Here is a 17,271-nt window from a genome sequence, read left to right on the forward strand (position 1 = left end):
ATTATTGTTTATTTATTGTCCAGTTATATGGAAAATAACTTAATTTCCATTTCCCTTCCAGTTTTTCTGTTCTATATTTATTTATAAAATCGATCTCATCAGTACCTTCCATGGTAAAATCACCTTTATACCATTCCATTATTTGAGATACTTGCACACGATTTTTTTTAGTATTTACCTTAATAAAACTACCATTAATGGCTTTTTTGGTTTGTGTTTCTAATTGTGAATCTAAAGTATCTGGCAGGTAAGCTTTACTTATTAAAGGAGGACATCCTACTGCACCGCATACTAATACAAAGTGAAAACGGGGATCGTTAAATTGGCCTCTTAAAAGTTTATGCTCAATATCGTTTAAGGTAATACTCTTACCCCCTAAACTATGCTTCGTCTTATCAAAAAATCCAGCATGGTCTAGCGGAGATTTTGTGGGATACTTATCAATTAATCCCTTTATTACTGATAAGTTATAAGCATTAATCCAAAATGCTTGGTAATTTTTTGCATCGTCTTTTGTTACCGAAATACCTTCGGCAATTTTTAAAACCTCGTTTAATTGAGCTGGATTACTATAAATAGCATCATAGGCCACTTTTCCATTTGATACGTTGGTTTTAAAAAACGCATTTGCTTTATCAAAAAAAGTATTAAGGTCTTGAGCTGTAACGGAAAAACTCACTGATGCTATGGCTAATATTAAGATATATTTTTTCATGTTAATTACTTTTAATTACAATTTTCTGAAACCTAAGTCTATCTTATTTCAAGAAACTTTCAAAAAAAATTAAAGTTTTTTGGCGTCTTATCGTTTTGCAATTCCTTACAAACAATAACCAATTTAAAGCCTTTCTAAATTAGAACGCTGTGTTAAGTTCTTATCTTTATGTGCGACCTAATAACACATAACAACCAAAATTATGGAACACATCGTTATTATAGGAAATGGAATTTCTGGCGTTACTGCAGCTAGACATATTAGAAAACTTTCCGATAAAAAAATTACTATAGTTTCTGCTGAAACTGACTATTTCTTCTCCCGAACTGCATTAATGTACGTTTACATGGGACATATGAAATTTGAGCATACACAACCTTACGAAAATTGGTTTTGGAAGAAAAATAAAATAGATCTAAAAAAAGGTTATGTAACCCAAATAGCAACTGCTTCCAAAACACTTCATTTTGCTGATGGAGACAGCCTTCACTATGATAAATTGATTATTGCTACTGGTAGTAAACCCAACAAATTTGGATGGCCAGGACAAGATTTAGATGGCGTTATGGGGATGTACCATAAACAAGATTTAGAAAATCTGGAAAAATATGCCCCAAACAACAAAGTATGTAAAAGAGGGGTTATTGTTGGTGGTGGCTTAATTGGTATAGAACTAGCAGAAATGTTAAGCTCTAGAGGTATTCCTGTTACATTTTTAGTGCGTGAGAGTAGCTTTTGGAATGGTGTTTTACCAGAAGGCGAAAGCGCAATGATAAACAGACATATAAAAAATCATCACATAGATTTACGTTTAGGAGTAAACCTTAAAGAAATTAAAGCCGATGAAAACGGCAAGGCTAAATCCATTACTATCGCTGAAACTGGTGAAGAAATAGCTTGTGATGTTGTTGGATTGACCGCAGGAGTATCTCCTAACATTGATTTCCTTAAAGAATCTGACATAGAAACAGGCAGAGGTGTTAAGGTAAATAGGTACTTAGAAACCAACATTCCTGATGTTTATGCCATAGGTGATTGCGCTGAACAACATGAAGGTATTGGCCAACGTAGACCCATAGAAGCAGTTTGGTATACTGGTAGAATGATGGGAGAAACTGTAGCACAGACGATTTGCGGTAACCGTATTCAATACAAACCTGGGCATTGGTTTAATTCAGCCAAATTTTTTGATATTGAATATCAAACCTACGGGTGGGTATTCTCCAAACCCAGAGAAAACGAGACACATTTTCACTGGAAACACAAAGACGACACCAAGTGTATTACCGTATGTTATGACACCAATACAAACAAATTTTTAGGTATTAACACCTTTGGTATACGCATGCGTCATGAAATTTTTGACCAATGGCTTACCGAGGGACGTGATGTAGATTATGTAATGCAAAATTTAGCAAAGGCTAATTTTGATCCTGAGTTTTTCAAGCATTACGAAACGGACATTTTAAACGCATTTAAAAACAATCTTATTACAGCATAACATGGCAACTATACAACGTAACATGTCTCTTACGGGAGATGCTTCAGACTATTTAAATCCTCTGCAAAAACTAGGCACCATTATAGGTTTAGGTGGCTTAGGAATATTAACCTATTCACTTTTTGGTGATATTGAAGACAAAGCCCTTTGGCTTACCATCGCCTTAGTTACTCTGGCTGGTGGTATTCTTTTGTTTTCAAAAGGTTTGTATAACGATAAACTAAAAGGTATTAAAAACCATGGTGTTTGGTTTAAAAGCATTTCCAGCAGAGGTTTTTGGGCATGGGTAGCAGGCATCGCATTAACAGGTTTTTATGTAATACTATATTTTTTTGAAGGGCTTTTAGGGGCAAACCCTGACGGCAACACAGGATTAATAGCACTTTTTGATCCCTTAAGTAAGTTTTTAAGCGGTAATCCGGCTAGCCAATGGTTTGTGTACGGTACACTTTATACTGTTGCTATACTGGCATTTGGCATCAAATTTATCTGGAAATATAAACACAACCGTTACGAACAGTTAAGAACCGTTAGTGTTATGTTTTTTCAAACCGCTTTCGCTTTTATTATTCCAGAGTTAATGGCAAGGTTAAATAGTGATGATTTTTCTCTGCCCTATAACGATTTGAAAAACATGTGGCCTCTAAACTATTATGCTTTTGATGGTTGGAGGGTAGATCAGTTTATAAACGCAGGTAATATAGGTTTGGCATTTTTAATTTTTGGAATACTCACTGTGTTTGTTATCTCTCCGTTTTTAACATACAAGTACGGTAAACGTTGGTACTGTTCTTGGGTATGCGGATGTGGTGGTTTAGCCGAAACCGCAGGTGATTCCTTTAGACAATTAAGTGACAAGAGTATGTTTGCTTGGAAAGTAGAACGTTGGGTAATTCACTCTGTGCTTGTATTTTCGGTTGTGATGACTACAGCGGTAATCAGTACTTATCTTGGTTACGATTCTGAAAAATACTGGTTAACAAAAGACATATTTTTAATTGGTGTTGCTGTGTTTTTGGGGCTATTATTCGCCGTGATCTGGTACTTTAAAAAAGAAGAGCTAAAAAAGGATGCACGATATGGAGCTATAGGGTACTTGGTAATTGTGATTGCCCTTATTGGCATACATTACTTCTCTGGCACACAAAATAATAAAATATTCATTTTTGAAGCAGGCGATTTAAGGAGCTTCTACGGGTTTTTAATCGGCTCTATATTCTCTGGAGTTATAGGCACAGGCTTTTATCCTATTCTGGGTAACCGTGTTTGGTGTCGTATGGGGTGCCCAATGGCAGGTATTTTAGGCTTACAACAACGTTTGTTCTCTAAGTTTAGGATAACTACTAATGGCGGGCAATGTATTTCTTGCGGTAATTGCTCTACGTATTGCGAAATGGGCATAGATGTACGTTCTTATGCGCAAAAAGGAGAAAATATAGTTAGAGCTAGTTGTGTAGGTTGTGGTATTTGTTCCGCAGTTTGCCCAAGAGGTGTGTTAAAACTAGAAAATGGCCCGTTAGAGGGTAGAATAGATTCCAACCAAGTGCTTTTGGGTAATGATGTAGATTTAATGGATTTAGTAAATCAAAAATAAATGCGCTTATTCGTCATCTTCTTTTTATTCGTTACCATTGCCAGTGCACAAAAAGTGTATCAGCATACTTACTATGAAAATGGAACCATCCAAGAGAAAGGCTGGCTAGAAAACAATGAGAAAACCGGTTTTTGGTTCTCTTTTTATCCTTCAGGCAAACTAAAGAGTAAGGGCTCTTTTAAACGCGGTTTAAAAACAAACTTTTGGCATTTTTATTTTGAAAATGGAAACTTAAAAAGCAAAGGCAGATTTATAAACAATAAAAAATCTGGATCCTGGCAACTTTATCACAACAATACCTTTTTAAAAGTTGAAGGCTCCTACAAATTGGGACTTAAAACAAACTACTGGAAAACGTATGCCAGTTCTGGCAAACTCGAATCGGAAGGCCACTTTTTAAACAACTACAAAGAACAGTATTGGATACACTATCATAAAAATGGTAAAAAGGCAGAAGAGGGTCGCTATCTTCATAATAAAAAAGTAGGATATTGGAGGTTTTACCATTCTAATTCCAAGGTAAAAAAGGATGGAAATTTTAATAACGGATTGGAAACTGGGTTTTGGCATTTTTATTTTGACACTGGCAACCTCAAGAAAAAAGGTGCCTATTACAATGGCAAAACAAACGGTTACTGGGTGTTCTTTAAAAATAACGGAAACAAGGAAAAAGAGGGACACCTGGTAAATGGCAAACAAAACAAATGGTGGCTGTTTTATGATGACATGAACAAAATAAACCACAAATGCCAACTAGAAGATGGTATTAAAAACGGCTACTGTTTGATGTATACCAATGAGGAATTAATAGCTGCTAGAAAATATCATTTAGGTAAGAAAATTAAAGAATGGACTGATTTAGAATCTTTTAAAAAGGAGAATAAATTAAGTGATTTAAGGTAAGAAACCTTATGGCTTATTTTGCTTTTAATCTCATTTTTTTTGTATAATCACTTATAACCAAGGAGTGTTTTTGGTGCTCTGTTTTTTTATTAAAATTCTTTAATAAATCTTGTTAGCAAAGAATTTGATGAACGACAGAGCTTATTGTATTTTTACAACCTAACACCAAACAATGACCAAAATAAACGTTATAATTCCTGCGTATAACGAAGCAGACTCTATAGCAAACGTTATAAAGGATATCCCTTCAATTGTTGATGAAGTTATAGTAGTTAGTAATAATTCTACCGATGCAACAGAAACAAATGCTAAAAAAGCAGGAGCTACGGTTTTAACAGAAAGTAGAAAGGGTTATGGCTATGCCTGCTTAAAGGGCATGGATTATATTTCCAAAAAAACCAGCACACCAGATATCATAGTTTTTTTAGACGGCGATTATAGTGATTACCCTGAAGAATTAACTAAAATAGTAGCACCGATTATCGAGAATGATATAGATTTTGTAATTGGCGCAAGGGTAAAACGACTTAGGGAAGAGGGGTCTATGACGTTTCCTCAAATTTTTGGAAATTGGTTAGCTACCACTTTAATGAAACTCTTTTTTGGAGCAAAATTCTCAGACTTAGGCCCTTTTAGAGCCATAAAATATGATAAGTTATTGTCACTAAATATGGAAGACAAAACCTATGGTTGGACGGTAGAAATGCAGCTAAAAGCAATTAAACAAAATCTAAGTTACACAGAAATACCAGTAAACTATAGAAACAGAATTGGGGTATCAAAAGTTTCAGGTACGGTAAAAGGTGCTATATTTGCAGGCATAAAAATACTGGGTTGGATTTTTAAATACAGTATCAAATAATGATTTTAGAAACCGTTATTATTGTAATTTATACCATCGCGCTATTGCTTATATTAATGTATGCACTAGCTCAACTCAATCTACTCTTCAACTATATTTCAGCACAAAAAAGAGATAGTGTTTCTGAGACATTTGATTTAAACGACCCAAATGAGGTTCCTTATGTTACCATACAGCTTCCTGTATATAATGAAATGTATGTTATGGAACGCTTGTTGGACAATATTGCTCAAATAGACTACCCAAAAGACAAATTAGAAATTCAGGTATTAGACGATTCTACTGATGAAACTGTTGAAACCACCCGTGAGCATATTAAAAGATTACAACAAACAGGTTTAGATATTCAACACATTACTAGGGAAATTAGAACTGGGTTTAAAGCAGGTGCTTTAAAAGAAGGGTTAAAAACTGCAAAAGGAGAATTCATTGCTATTTTTGATTCTGACTTTTTACCCAAAAAAGATTGGTTAAAACGTACTGTACCTTATTTTAAAAATAAAGATATTGGAGTTGTACAAACGCGCTGGGGGCATATTAACAGAAACTATTCTTTACTTACTAAAGTACAAGCGTTTGCCTTAGATGCGCATTTTACATTAGAACAAGTTGGGAGGAATAGCAAGGGCCACTTTATCAACTTTAATGGTACAGCTGGTGTTTGGAGAAAAGAATGTATTATAGACGCTGGAAATTGGGAGGGAGATACTTTAACCGAAGATTTAGACTTAAGCTATCGCGCACAATTAAAAAATTGGAAGTTTAAATATCTAGAAGATGTTGAAACACCTGCGGAGTTACCAATAGTTATAAGTGCAGCACGCTCCCAACAATTTAGATGGAACAAAGGTGGTGCTGAGAATTTCAGAAAAATGCTATGGCGTGTTTTAAAAAATGGAAACATTTCTGCAAAAACCAAAGTACATGGTTTGTTACATTTGCTAAATAGCACCATGTTTTTAAGCATTCTCGTTGTAGCTATATTGAGCATACCAATGCTATATATTAAAAATGAGTATGCACATTTAAAGGTCTATTTTTTTGTCATGAGTTTCTTCGTGATAAGCACATTAATTTTCTTTATATGCTATTGGATGATGTACCGCAGAATTTATGGTGGTGGCATAAAAAACTTTGTGGGTTACATAGGTATGTTTTTTGTGTTTTTCTCCATTGCCATGGGGTTCTCACTACATAATTCTATTGCTGTTCTAGAAGGGCATTTAGGTAAAAAGAGTGAGTTTGTTAGAACACCAAAATTCAACTTAAGCAAATTTAAGGACAATTGGAAAAACAACAAATACATAAAAAAAAGTATTTCTGCCAACGTTATATTAGAAGGTATACTTATGGTATATTTTGGTTTTGGAATGTACAGCGCATTTATTGTTGGCGATCAAGGAGGCGATTTTGGGCTCTTTCCTTTTCACCTGATGCTATTTGCAGGTTTTGGTTACGTGTTTTTTAAATCTTTAGCTTCTAAAGTTTAACTTATCAAAATTGTTAGTTGACTCACCCTTATATCGCAACTAATAATTTCACACAGGTTTAGATTAAATATTTCCGAAACTAAATGTATCGTTTTAATAACTAGCACATACAAAGCAGTACATAACAGAATTGCTACTTATTTTTTATAAGTTTCTTAATCTTTTTTGAAGGCTTCATTTTATTATCCGAATTGGCACAATAGCTCACAAGTAAAGATTCTGTTTTGTCATGAATCTGAGAACTATCCAATGCTTCTCCTTTATTTTCTAAAACCACTTTAGTCATTCCAGCAAGATAAAGACCCAGCAAATCAGAATTACCTTTTGTTAGCTCCATAGCTTTATCTCCAATTTCAAAAGTGTAAGCTGGCGTACCCTCCATCCATTTCATTATATATTGTATAGCAGTTAATCTGTTTAACTCATCTTTATTACTAGGATTATTAAACAAATAATTTGCACATTCCAATACCTTATCTTGTTCTGTTTTATAGCTTTCAACCTCATTAAACTCATATTTAGAAAGTGCTTCAAAATTCTGACTAAAGGCACTTATACTTAAAAGAAATGCTAAACCATAAATAAAACATGTTTTCATAATGAAGAGTATTTTGTTTAAAAATACGAAAATAAAACATCTGTAGAGGTAAAAACTCAAATCTAACTTTAGTTTTTATTAAACCTTATATAAATATTTAAAACTCATAGAGATTAAAAGACTCCAATTTTCAAGTAAGCAATACCAATTCCAAGTCGACTAACAATTAATATTATATTTTTACTCCATGCTTTTAAATTCAACCTTTTTTAAACTCCGTAAAATTCCCTTAATAATTACCCTTATAAGTGTTGTACTATATTGGTTTTTCGCTTACAACTTAGTTAGGACAGATTATATAAAACTTGTGTCTCTTTACGCTGTCTTGTTCTTTATGTTTTATAAACTCGTTCAAGCTTTTAAAACTGATATAGAATTTTTAAGCTATTTAGCATTTTGTTTTAGAGCAATATTTATTCTGGCTATTCCCAACTTATCCCAAGATTTTTACCGTTTTATTTGGGACGGACGTATGATATTGGAAGGGTTTAATCCGTATCTACATACCGTAGAGTCCTTTATTAGTCAAGGCACATTGCCTGTGACTCAGGCACAAGACCTTAGAGAAGGCATGGGTGCTCTAAACGCAGGCCATTATACTAATTACCCACCTGTAAATCAATTGTGTTTTGTAATCGCTGGGATATTTGCTGGAAAAAGTATTTTAGGTTCGGCAATTGTAATGAGGTTACTAATTATAGCTGCAGACTTTGGCACTTTGTACTTTGGTAAAAAACTGTTGGAAAAACTCAATATCCCCCTCCATAATATCTTTTGGTATATTTTAAACCCATTTATCATTATCGAGCTAACTGGAAATTTACATTTTGAAGGCGTAATGATTTTCTTTTTGATTTGGAGTTTATATCTACTCTATAGCGGTAAATGGATATGGAGCGCTGTGGTTTTAGGGCTTTCCATATCAGTAAAATTAATACCTTTGATATTTCTACCTCTATTTTTTCAGTGGTTTGTTAATAATAAATCGAAAACTTCTACAGAAGCACCTCTAAAGTCTCCTCAAGTGGATACTCCTAATATCAACCAGAATAACACATTACATAAAAAAGCTTCAAAATGGATGCCTGCCTTCGTAGGAACGACAAGGTTAATTGGGTTTTACGGCATCGTTTTAATAACAACCATTTTATTATTTCTTCCATTTTACTCATCACAGTTTATAAGTAACTATTCGCAAACCGTAGCACTTTGGTTTCAAAACTTTGAATTTAATGCCAGCATCTATTATATCGCTAGAGCTATAGGATACTCCTTTAGAGGGTATAATGAAATTGCTATTATCGGGAAAGTTATTCCAATAGTAGTAATAGTTGTTACATTGATTATTACATTCTTTAGAAAAAACAAAACCATTGTAGAACTTATCACAGCAATGTTATTTGTACTCTCTTTCTACTACTTTACCAGTACAACGGTACATCCGTGGTATATTGCCACACTGTTAATACTTTCGGTATTTACAAAATATAAATTCCCATTAATATGGAGCTTTGTAATAATACTAAGCTATCTTGCTTATATAAACCTTAACAAAGCTGACAAATCTGAAAACCTATGGATAATAACTATTGAATACTTAATTGTGTATGGTGTTTTTCTCTATGAGATTTTTATAAAAAAAGCTCCCAAATCCTTGGAAGCTTGATTTTTATCGATAAAAATTTACAATTACAATTTTTCTAACTTGGTAATAGTATTTATTTCGTCCTCATCGTCCATACCATTTTCATCTTTGTATTTTTTTATGTGTTTATTAAAAGTTACCTTAAACTTTGTACCTATTAATGTATCAGAATTCAAATCAAATACGCTTAAAACCGGTTCTTCAATATCATGAAACGTTATGGTGTACTCTTCCCCATCTTTTCCTTTGGTTAAAAAATTATAACCATAATCTTCATGTCCATCAAAAGTGGCATACACAATAAAACCTTCTTGATATACCCCAAACTCATGAGCAAAAGTTCTTATAGACTTAAAACTAGAGAGCACTACAACCATGAACATTACACTTGTTACAATCAACACATTTTTTGTTTTCATTTTTATGTTTTCTAATTTTCGTTAAGTATCATAAAACATTAATTGCCACGACAATTCTTGCTTAGCTGTTTTTAAAATTAAAAACACAAGCCAATTTGGTAAGCTACCATCTAAATTGTGCAGGATAAAAACCTCTCTAAAGAGGCTTTAAACTTTCCACTCTATAAATAGGATCTTCATCATCTCCATCTTCAACAAATGTGATTTTAAAATCCTTATCAATTAGATCTTTATCGTTCTTTAAATCAAATTGCTTTAAAACACGCGGGTGTACTTCCTCAAAGGCCAATTCTTCACCATTCTCAAACCAAAAGGTAAAGTAACCGTTTTTATAAGACTTAAAAACAGCTGTTCTCATAGATTAAATATAAAAATAGTTTAGTCATTGTTGTCATCCTCGGGGTCTTGTTCCATTTTTGGCGGTTGTACTGCTTCTGGATCATCATTATCAAAATCTTCATAATCGTCCTCATCATAATTCTCCATGGTTACAGCTAATTTAGAACTTACTTTTACCAGATATTTAGTATCTACGGTAGTAACCTCAACGGCTTCAATAATTTCATTATGCTGATTTCTAAAGGATATGATATGGTCATCATCGTATCCATCAGGATACTTTTCAACTAACAGTGAGAGAATCTCTGGGGTTAATTTTTTAAAATCAACAATAACCCGCTTTAAGTTATCATTTTTTTGTTTCATGGTTGGTTAAATTTTGATTTGGTCAAAAGTTTCTTAGCAAAAAGATACGGAAAAAATAAAATGTAGCAAAAGCTAGGCTATTATACAGTAATCTTTTTTCTAATTTAAATATTTTTTTAAATATAAAACTATATGCCTAAGGTTAATTTTGCGTTATGTCAACAAAAAATTAATACTATTAAATAGAAATTGGTAATAGACTTATATGCTTTTAAAACTTCTTTAAGATCCATATAAGTAAACTAAAAAAAGCCACCTAAAAAAGATGGCTTTACGCTTAATACTTAAGAATAAGTGCTGTCTACAATTTTTCTAAATTGGTAATGGTTTTAACAGCGTCACCATTGTCATCAATACCTGTAGTGAATGTTACCTTAAAATTAACATCGATAAAAGTTTCAGAGTGTAAATCATAAACACTCAACACCGGTTCTTCTATTTGCTGAAAAACCACGGTAATAGTTTCACCTTCCTCTTCAACTTCAAAATTAAAACCATCACTACTACTGCCTTTATATATGGCATTTATTTCTTCTGATTCCTGAGTTACACAAGACAATTCATTAGAGGGCACTTCGGTTGTAAAACTTGATAATGTGACAAACATCATCAAGAAACTACATAACATAAACAAAAATTTTGCTTTCATTTTGATAAAATTTATAGATTAAATAAAAAATCGCAGGAATTTCCTGCTAGGTTAAGTTCATAATTGTAAGTCATTCGACGTCAAAAACAACATACAATTATCATAAATACGCATGAAGACAAACTTTAGATTTAAGAGTACCTTCCTTTATCAAAAATTTAACACTAATCCATAAAATATCTTAAAGCATCCTCAAGGTATTTAACTCTTGTTCTGTTAAATGCTTCCAGTGTCCACGGGGAATATCTTTTTTGGTGAGGTGCCCTATAGCTACACAATCTAAATTTAGAATATCGTAGTTAAAATGCTCAAAAATAGTTCTTATTATGGTGTTTCCTGTATTTTTAATTTTTAAGCCTATTTCTTTTTTACTAGCTCCGTCTATATAACTTATTTCCTCAACTTCAATTAACTTACCATCAGACTTAAATCCATGTTGTATTCTTTTTAAATCCTCTAACTTCAGATTTTTATCTAATTCTATGTGAAATAAACGTGCTACACCATTTTTAGAATTCGTGAATTTTTTGTGAATAGTATCGTCGTTAGTAAATAATAATAATCCTTTTGAGTTTCTTCCTAGACGACCAATGGGCTTAATTTTAGCATTAGTAGCGTTAGCCACCAAATCCATTACGGTTCTACCTTTACCTTCACTAGTTGTAGTAGCAAAACCTTTGGGTTTATTTAATAGCACATAGGCTTTTTGCTCTGGACTTATACGAGAGCCATCATAACGCACCTCATCGCTAGGTTTAACTTTAAAGCCCATTTCGGTAATTACCTTACCATTTACAGAAACCAACCCTGTTGCTATATGCACATCTGCTTCGCGACGCGAACAAACACCTGCATTGGCAACATATTTATTCAGTCTTATTTCGTTAGAATTATTTTGATTTTTGAGCTGTTTTTTTGAAGACGTATTCCCTTTGGCGTGTGTAGAAAAACTCTTTTTCCCACTACCTTTTCTATTAGATTTCCCCTTACTTCTATCGCCTTGTTGCCTATTCATTATAAATAATTTTTCGCAAAGATATACCTAATAATTTACGATTAAAGGTTTTGGATTGACGATTTATCTATTTGTTGAATTTTACAGTAGATTGACGCTCTGTATTTACCCTCAATTGCGTAACATCTGGTCTGGAGTAATGTCCTACTGCATCAAAATTCTGACGCTCCTCGTACACCTTATTAAAATCGATAGTTTCTATAATTAATCCAGATGTATGCAATACAGGCTCAACAATCCACTCACCATCGGGTCCAGCAATACAGCTTCCTCCATTGGCCAATACTTCTGGAGCATTATTTAATATTTCCTCTAGATAAGGCGTATCTTTTGGGAAATCCTGTTTGGTCATTAAACTACTTACCGAAATCACATAAGAACGGGATTCCCTAGCAATAAATCGTGTAATATCCTTGGTATTATGATCGCTCACTGGCCAAACTGCAATATGTAGATTTTCTCCCAATCCATATAAAGCTGCTCTGGGTAGGGGCATCCAGTTTTCCCAACAGTTTAAGCCTCCAACGGTAAAGTTTTTTAGCGGATGTACCTGCAAACCATTACCATCTCCTGGCGCCCAAGTTAAACGCTCATCGTAAGTGGGTTGCAATTTTCGGTGTACAGATTTAATTTCTCCTTTTTCATTAATATACACTAAGGATGCGTAAATACTATGACCACCTCTATCAAGTGGTCGCTCTATAATCCCTAAATACGCAGCAATTTTATTGGCTTTGGCTAGTTTACAAATAGTCTCTAAATCATCATCTTCAATAGTTATAGCATTTCTAACGTAATGTGCATGAAGCGCCTTATTTACTGCTTTGTTCCATTCCGCACCTCCTGTTAAGGCTAACCAAAAGGGATACCCTGGTACCAATCCTTCCCCAAAAACTATGAGTTCACAATCCTCTTTAGCAGCATCAATGATTGATTGTTCTACTTTTTTTAAGGTCTCTGCTTTATTTAACCATACTGGCGAAATTTGTGCTAAGGCCACTTTTAGTAAATTTTGCATTTAAATCCTATTTAAAATAACGCTTACATCTATCAGTAAAATACTGAATACACCTGCAAGAATTATAAATTTTAAAATGTTATGTAATATTAAGTATTGCACCTTAGTCGAAGATATCCATAACAATAACAAAAATATTACCAACAAAAACAGGCTTAAATAAAAAAACAAGTACATGTGACCCACTTCAAAACGATATAAAAGCAGGTATATTGGTATCAATGTCATGCTTGCTAAAACTGTAAGCATGACTTTAGACATTTTTTCTCCATATGCTACTGGAATGGTAATATAATTTTGTGCAATGTCGCCTTTGATATTTTCCAAATCCTTGGTTAGCTCCCTCATAGAAATCATGATAAACAAGAAAATCGCATGTACAAAAATTACGGTTTCAAAATTCTTGTAGTACATAAAAATCGCGAAGAATGGGGTTATGGTTAATATGGCCGAAGTAAGATTACCTATAAATGGCAATCTCTTTAATTTATGTGAATAAAACCAAATACCAAAAATGTAAATTGAAAAGAATAATACCGCTTTAAAGGACACATAACTCGCCATGATTACAGCAACAAAATTTAATACAAAGTAAAAAGATAGTTTTGTGTTTTGACTAACCAACCTATCTAGTCTTGACTTTATGGGACGATTTATCAAATCTTTTTCAGAATCGTAAAAACTATTAATAATATAGCCTCCTGCAATAGTTGCTGCTGATGCTAATACCAGCATTAATAGATTTAAATCAAACACAACTTCTTTTAAGGGTTTGTTGTATGCTAAAATATAGACTGATGTAAGGTATTGCGCTATTACAATTATTAGAATATTGTACCCACGAACAACAGAAAACATGCTGAAAAATTTGAGTAAAATATGTTTCTGTCTTCTGGAAAGCATGCTATAGACTTATAACCCTTCAACTAGGCTCTGGGTAATAATTAACAGGAATAAAGATAGTTGAAATTTAGAAGTTATAGACTACTTCTAATTTATAATCTGAAAGGGATTGTTTTGCTCTCTCTATGTCTTCAGTAAAACCAAGAATGTAGCCTCCACCTCCAGAACCACATAATTTTAAATAGTAGTCGTTTGTTTCAATACCTTTTTTCCAAAGTTCATGAAACTGTTGAGGAATCATAGGTTTAAAATGGTTTAAAACAATCTTAGAAAGTTGCTTTGTATTTCTAAATAACGACTTTAGGTCTCCTTTTAGGAAATCATCAACACAAGCATCAGTATGTTTGATGAACTGATTTTTTAGCATACTACGGAAACCTTCTTGCTTCATTTTTTCCATGAACAAACCTACCATTGGGGCAGTTTCTCCTATGATGCCACTGTCTAACAAAAACACGCCACCCTTACCTTCACTTTGCTGTGCCGGAATACCTGTAGCCTCTATATTATCTTTTGAATTGATAAGGATTGGAATACTTAAATAGCTATTCAAAGGGTCTAAACCCGAAGAACTCCCATGAAAAAAAGATTCCATAGCTGAGAAAATAGATTTTAGCTTCAGAAGTTTTTCTCTGGTTAAATTCTCTAGAACCGTAATTTTATCAAAAGCATATTTATCATAAATAGCTGCAACTAATGCACCACTACTTCCTACACCATACCCTTGTGGAATAGACGAGTCGAAATACATACCAGAGTTTACATCTTGCAATAGCTTATCGATGTCAAACCTTACTACAGCATCATCAATACTTTGGATGTATTCTGTAAACTTTCTTAAACTTTCATTTGATATTATAGCTTCCTCCGAAACGTTATCGTCCTTTTTTAAGGCTCCATTATAAAAACTGTAGGGTATAGATAATCCTTTAGAGTCTTTTATGATACCATATTCTCCAAAGAGTAAAATTTTCGAGTAAAAGAGAGGTCCTTTCATAGTGGCTATTTTGTTTGAGAAAATATGTTTAACAAATATACTATTTTTTTAAACAAAAAAATTTATATCCTTATACTTTATTAGCCCCCAAACCAATAACGTCGCAAATATACTGTCCATTTTGGCAATATGCAACTAATTCATTTTGAATGAATTCTAAAACTTGAGTCGTTTCGTGTTCTGGGTACAGCACATGTACGTTGGCACCTGCATCTAAGGTAAAACAAATCTTAGAGTCAGTTTCTTTTCTAAATCTCCAAATTTTATTGATAATTTCGAGTGTATTTGGTTTCATTAAAATAAAATACGGCATACTGGTCATCATCATGGCATGCAATGTTAAAGCCTCACTTTCTACCAAAGCTATGAACTTATCTAAATCGCCCTCCTTAAGGATAGAAACCATATCTGTAAGATTAACATGGGCTTGCTTAAAACGCTCTTGAGCAAAAGGATGACCGTGCATTAAATTATGGCCAACTGTGCTACTTACCTGTTTTTCTCCTTTATCAACTAAAAGAATGGTATCTTGATAATTTTTGAAGTTTTGGTGCACATCATAAGGATATTTTACACCAAAGAGATCAGAACTCCCTTCTATGCCGGCATGCTTACCCCAAACTACTAAATCGCCCTCTATACTTCTACAGGCACTACCTGAACCCAATCGTGCTATAAAGGATGCTTTTTTGATAAAGTATTCTTCATTTAGCGATTCCTCGACTGCGCTCGGAATGACATCAGGCTTTAAAAGTTCTTTTTCAATACTCATTAAACACAATGCCAAAGCGCTCATGCCTGATGCAGAAGAGGCGATTCCAGAGCTGTGCGGGAATGTGTTTGAGGTTTCTATTTTAAAATGATAGTCTTTTAAAAATGGTAAATAGACTTCTACCCTTTTAAAAAATGTTTCAATTTTAGGTTTGAAATCGTTTTTCTGTTCTCCATCTAAAAAGATATCAAAAGAAAAATCATTAGTATCTTGTTTTCTTATAAAGCTTAAAGATGTTATGGTTTTGCAATTACTAAGGGTAAAACTAATGGAAGGGTTTTCGGGTATTTGATGTTTCTTTTTACCCCAGTATTTAATTAAAGCAATATTACTAGGAGAAGACCAGCTAAAGCATCCCTTATCAACAGTATTTGAGTAGGATTTTGGTATAAATTCTTTTTCTATCATCTATCTTTTTTAACTGCACAAAGATAAGGTTTCAATTGATTAGAGCCTTTAAGAAACTACATAAAACAAATTCTATGCTTTTTTTAGATCCCGCAAAAGAGCGGGATTAGTTCAGCTTATAGTTTATAATGCGTCTTACAGACTTTTATAAACTAAGCTTCATTAATTTTACCATTGTTTTATAATTTCTGGCTGTTGCTGTAATTTTTAATTTCCGTTCAAAGAAATTGTTACTAAATTTTGCAGTCCCATACCCTGTGGAGCAATAAAAATATACCGCCCTATCTGTTATTTTAAACTCTTCATTGGGATAGGATAACTGAGACACACTATCAACTAATATTTTATCTGCTTTAGAATATAGCATCATAAAATAACTGTTCTCTTTCTTTTCTTGAGGAAACGGACAATCATCAAAAATTTGTTTTAGCGTTTCTGGTGTTAATACCAAAACAGGCACTTCAAAGCCAAAATAAGATGTAATAGCTTCATGAATTATATGCTCTAATTCTACTTTATCTTTTTCTAAAGATTTAAAAATTACATTCCCACTTTGTATATATGTTTGTACGTCTTCCAAACCAGATTTAGTAAGCAATTCACGCAAGTCTACCATGGGAATCTTTTTCTGCCCACTTACGTTTATACCTCTTAAAAGTGCAATATATTTAGTCATTCTTTTTGTTTCTGAGTTCTTGTCGTCTCATCGGCATTTTGTCAATAAGATTAAAAAACGTATTTGCGTTTTCTACGTTATTCGAATTAAACTTTTTGCCACCATCTAACCCTAGCAACATATTATTAAATCCCGTTAGTTTTTTGTCCACTAAAACTACTTTTGCATCATTGTTAAAATCATAGTATTTACATGTATCGCCTATACATTTGTAAACCACCAACCTTCTATCTATAAGTTTATCTTTTTCTGTTTTTAGAATATTAAATTGTTCTATGGCACGTGTCTCATTGTTTTTATCCGCTGAAATTACAATCACACGATTTTCCCATAGATGTTTATCTAGATCTTGAGACCACACTGTATGTGATAAGAAAAACACCAAAACCAGATACTTCATA

19 protein-coding genes are annotated in these 17,271 nt (G+C 33.2%); 6 read left to right on the forward strand and 13 right to left on the reverse strand.

Annotated features, from left to right (window positions below):
- Position 1: 1 nt before the first annotated feature.
- Complete coding sequence (locus tag JS605_RS01390; protein ID WP_203255909.1) at positions 2 to 715, reverse strand: DUF547 domain-containing protein; 714 nt, start codon at positions 713 to 715, stop codon at positions 2 to 4.
- A gap of 202 nt (positions 716 to 917) precedes the next feature.
- On the opposite strand from JS605_RS01390, the gene JS605_RS01395 reads away from it, so the two are divergent.
- From JS605_RS01395 to JS605_RS01415, 5 genes are all read left to right on the forward strand, one after another.
- Positions 918 to 2,216: an NAD(P)/FAD-dependent oxidoreductase gene (locus JS605_RS01395; RefSeq protein ID WP_203255910.1), complete on the forward strand. Its 1,299-nt coding sequence runs from the start codon at positions 918 to 920 to the stop codon at positions 2,214 to 2,216.
- A 1-nt stretch (position 2,217) separates the two neighbouring features.
- Positions 2,218 to 3,810 (forward strand): 4Fe-4S binding protein, encoded by a 1,593-nt coding sequence (locus JS605_RS01400; protein WP_203255911.1) that lies wholly within the window; start codon positions 2,218 to 2,220, stop codon positions 3,808 to 3,810.
- Positions 3,811 to 4,713, forward strand: a complete 903-nt coding sequence (locus JS605_RS01405; RefSeq protein WP_203255912.1) for a toxin-antitoxin system YwqK family antitoxin — start codon at positions 3,811 to 3,813, stop codon at positions 4,711 to 4,713.
- A gap of 172 nt (positions 4,714 to 4,885) precedes the next feature.
- Entirely contained in the window at positions 4,886 to 5,575 is a 690-nt protein-coding gene (locus tag JS605_RS01410; protein ID WP_203255913.1) for a glycosyltransferase family 2 protein, read from the forward strand.
- On the forward strand, positions 5,575 to 7,065 hold the full coding sequence (locus tag JS605_RS01415) for a cellulose synthase family protein (protein WP_203255914.1): 1,491 nt from the start codon (positions 5,575 to 5,577) through the stop codon (positions 7,063 to 7,065). The genes JS605_RS01410 and JS605_RS01415 overlap by 1 nt, the downstream gene beginning before the upstream one ends.
- Positions 7,066 to 7,198: 133 nt before the next feature.
- On the opposite strand, the gene JS605_RS01420 is transcribed toward JS605_RS01415, so the two are convergent.
- Positions 7,199 to 7,663, reverse strand: coding sequence for a hypothetical protein (locus tag JS605_RS01420; protein ID WP_203255915.1), 465 nt, complete (start codon positions 7,661 to 7,663; stop codon positions 7,199 to 7,201).
- A gap of 187 nt (positions 7,664 to 7,850) precedes the next feature.
- Between JS605_RS01420 and JS605_RS01425 the strand changes: the two genes are divergently transcribed.
- Complete coding sequence (locus JS605_RS01425; protein ID WP_203255916.1) at positions 7,851 to 9,329, forward strand: mannosyltransferase; 1,479 nt, start codon at positions 7,851 to 7,853, stop codon at positions 9,327 to 9,329.
- A 23-nt stretch (positions 9,330 to 9,352) separates the two neighbouring features.
- Here the strand turns inward: JS605_RS01425 and JS605_RS01430 are convergent, their stop codons facing one another.
- From JS605_RS01430 to JS605_RS01480, 11 genes are all read right to left on the reverse strand, one after another.
- Positions 9,353 to 9,727: a hypothetical protein gene (locus JS605_RS01430; RefSeq protein ID WP_203255917.1), complete on the reverse strand. Its 375-nt coding sequence runs from the start codon at positions 9,725 to 9,727 to the stop codon at positions 9,353 to 9,355.
- A 136-nt stretch (positions 9,728 to 9,863) separates the two neighbouring features.
- Complete coding sequence (locus tag JS605_RS01435) at positions 9,864 to 10,085, reverse strand: hypothetical protein (RefSeq protein ID WP_203255918.1); 222 nt, start codon at positions 10,083 to 10,085, stop codon at positions 9,864 to 9,866.
- A 20-nt stretch (positions 10,086 to 10,105) separates the two neighbouring features.
- Positions 10,106 to 10,432 (reverse strand): hypothetical protein, encoded by a 327-nt coding sequence (locus JS605_RS01440; RefSeq protein WP_203255919.1) that lies wholly within the window; start codon positions 10,430 to 10,432, stop codon positions 10,106 to 10,108.
- A 301-nt stretch (positions 10,433 to 10,733) separates the two neighbouring features.
- Positions 10,734 to 11,081 carry a hypothetical protein gene (locus JS605_RS01445; RefSeq protein WP_203255920.1) on the reverse strand — a complete coding sequence of 116 codons (348 nt, stop codon included), beginning with the start codon at positions 11,079 to 11,081 and terminating at the stop codon, positions 10,734 to 10,736.
- Positions 11,082 to 11,262: 181 nt separating this feature from the next.
- Positions 11,263 to 12,096 (reverse strand): pseudouridine synthase, encoded by an 834-nt coding sequence (locus tag JS605_RS01450; RefSeq protein WP_203255921.1) that lies wholly within the window; start codon positions 12,094 to 12,096, stop codon positions 11,263 to 11,265.
- A 67-nt stretch (positions 12,097 to 12,163) separates the two neighbouring features.
- Complete coding sequence (locus JS605_RS01455) at positions 12,164 to 13,114, reverse strand: carbon-nitrogen hydrolase family protein (protein WP_203255922.1); 951 nt, start codon at positions 13,112 to 13,114, stop codon at positions 12,164 to 12,166.
- Positions 13,115 to 14,017, reverse strand: coding sequence for a geranylgeranylglycerol-phosphate geranylgeranyltransferase (locus JS605_RS01460; protein ID WP_203255923.1), 903 nt, complete (start codon positions 14,015 to 14,017; stop codon positions 13,115 to 13,117).
- A 67-nt stretch (positions 14,018 to 14,084) separates the two neighbouring features.
- Complete coding sequence (locus tag JS605_RS01465) at positions 14,085 to 15,014, reverse strand: mevalonate kinase family protein (RefSeq protein WP_203255924.1); 930 nt, start codon at positions 15,012 to 15,014, stop codon at positions 14,085 to 14,087.
- A gap of 70 nt (positions 15,015 to 15,084) precedes the next feature.
- Positions 15,085 to 16,194, reverse strand: coding sequence for a diphosphomevalonate/mevalonate 3,5-bisphosphate decarboxylase family protein (locus JS605_RS01470; RefSeq protein WP_203255925.1), 1,110 nt, complete (start codon positions 16,192 to 16,194; stop codon positions 15,085 to 15,087).
- Between the two features lie 145 nt (positions 16,195 to 16,339).
- On the reverse strand, positions 16,340 to 16,870 hold the full coding sequence (locus JS605_RS01475; RefSeq protein ID WP_203255926.1) for a DUF1697 domain-containing protein: 531 nt from the start codon (positions 16,868 to 16,870) through the stop codon (positions 16,340 to 16,342).
- Entirely contained in the window at positions 16,863 to 17,270 is a 408-nt protein-coding gene (locus JS605_RS01480; protein WP_203255927.1) for a DUF4174 domain-containing protein, read from the reverse strand. Before JS605_RS01480 ends, JS605_RS01475 begins: the two co-directional genes overlap by 8 nt.
- Between the last annotated feature and the right edge of the window lies 1 nt (position 17,271).

It is taken from the genome of Hyunsoonleella ulvae, assembly GCF_016827605.1.
GTDB classification, from domain to species: domain Bacteria; phylum Bacteroidota; class Bacteroidia; order Flavobacteriales; family Flavobacteriaceae; genus Jejuia; species Jejuia ulvae.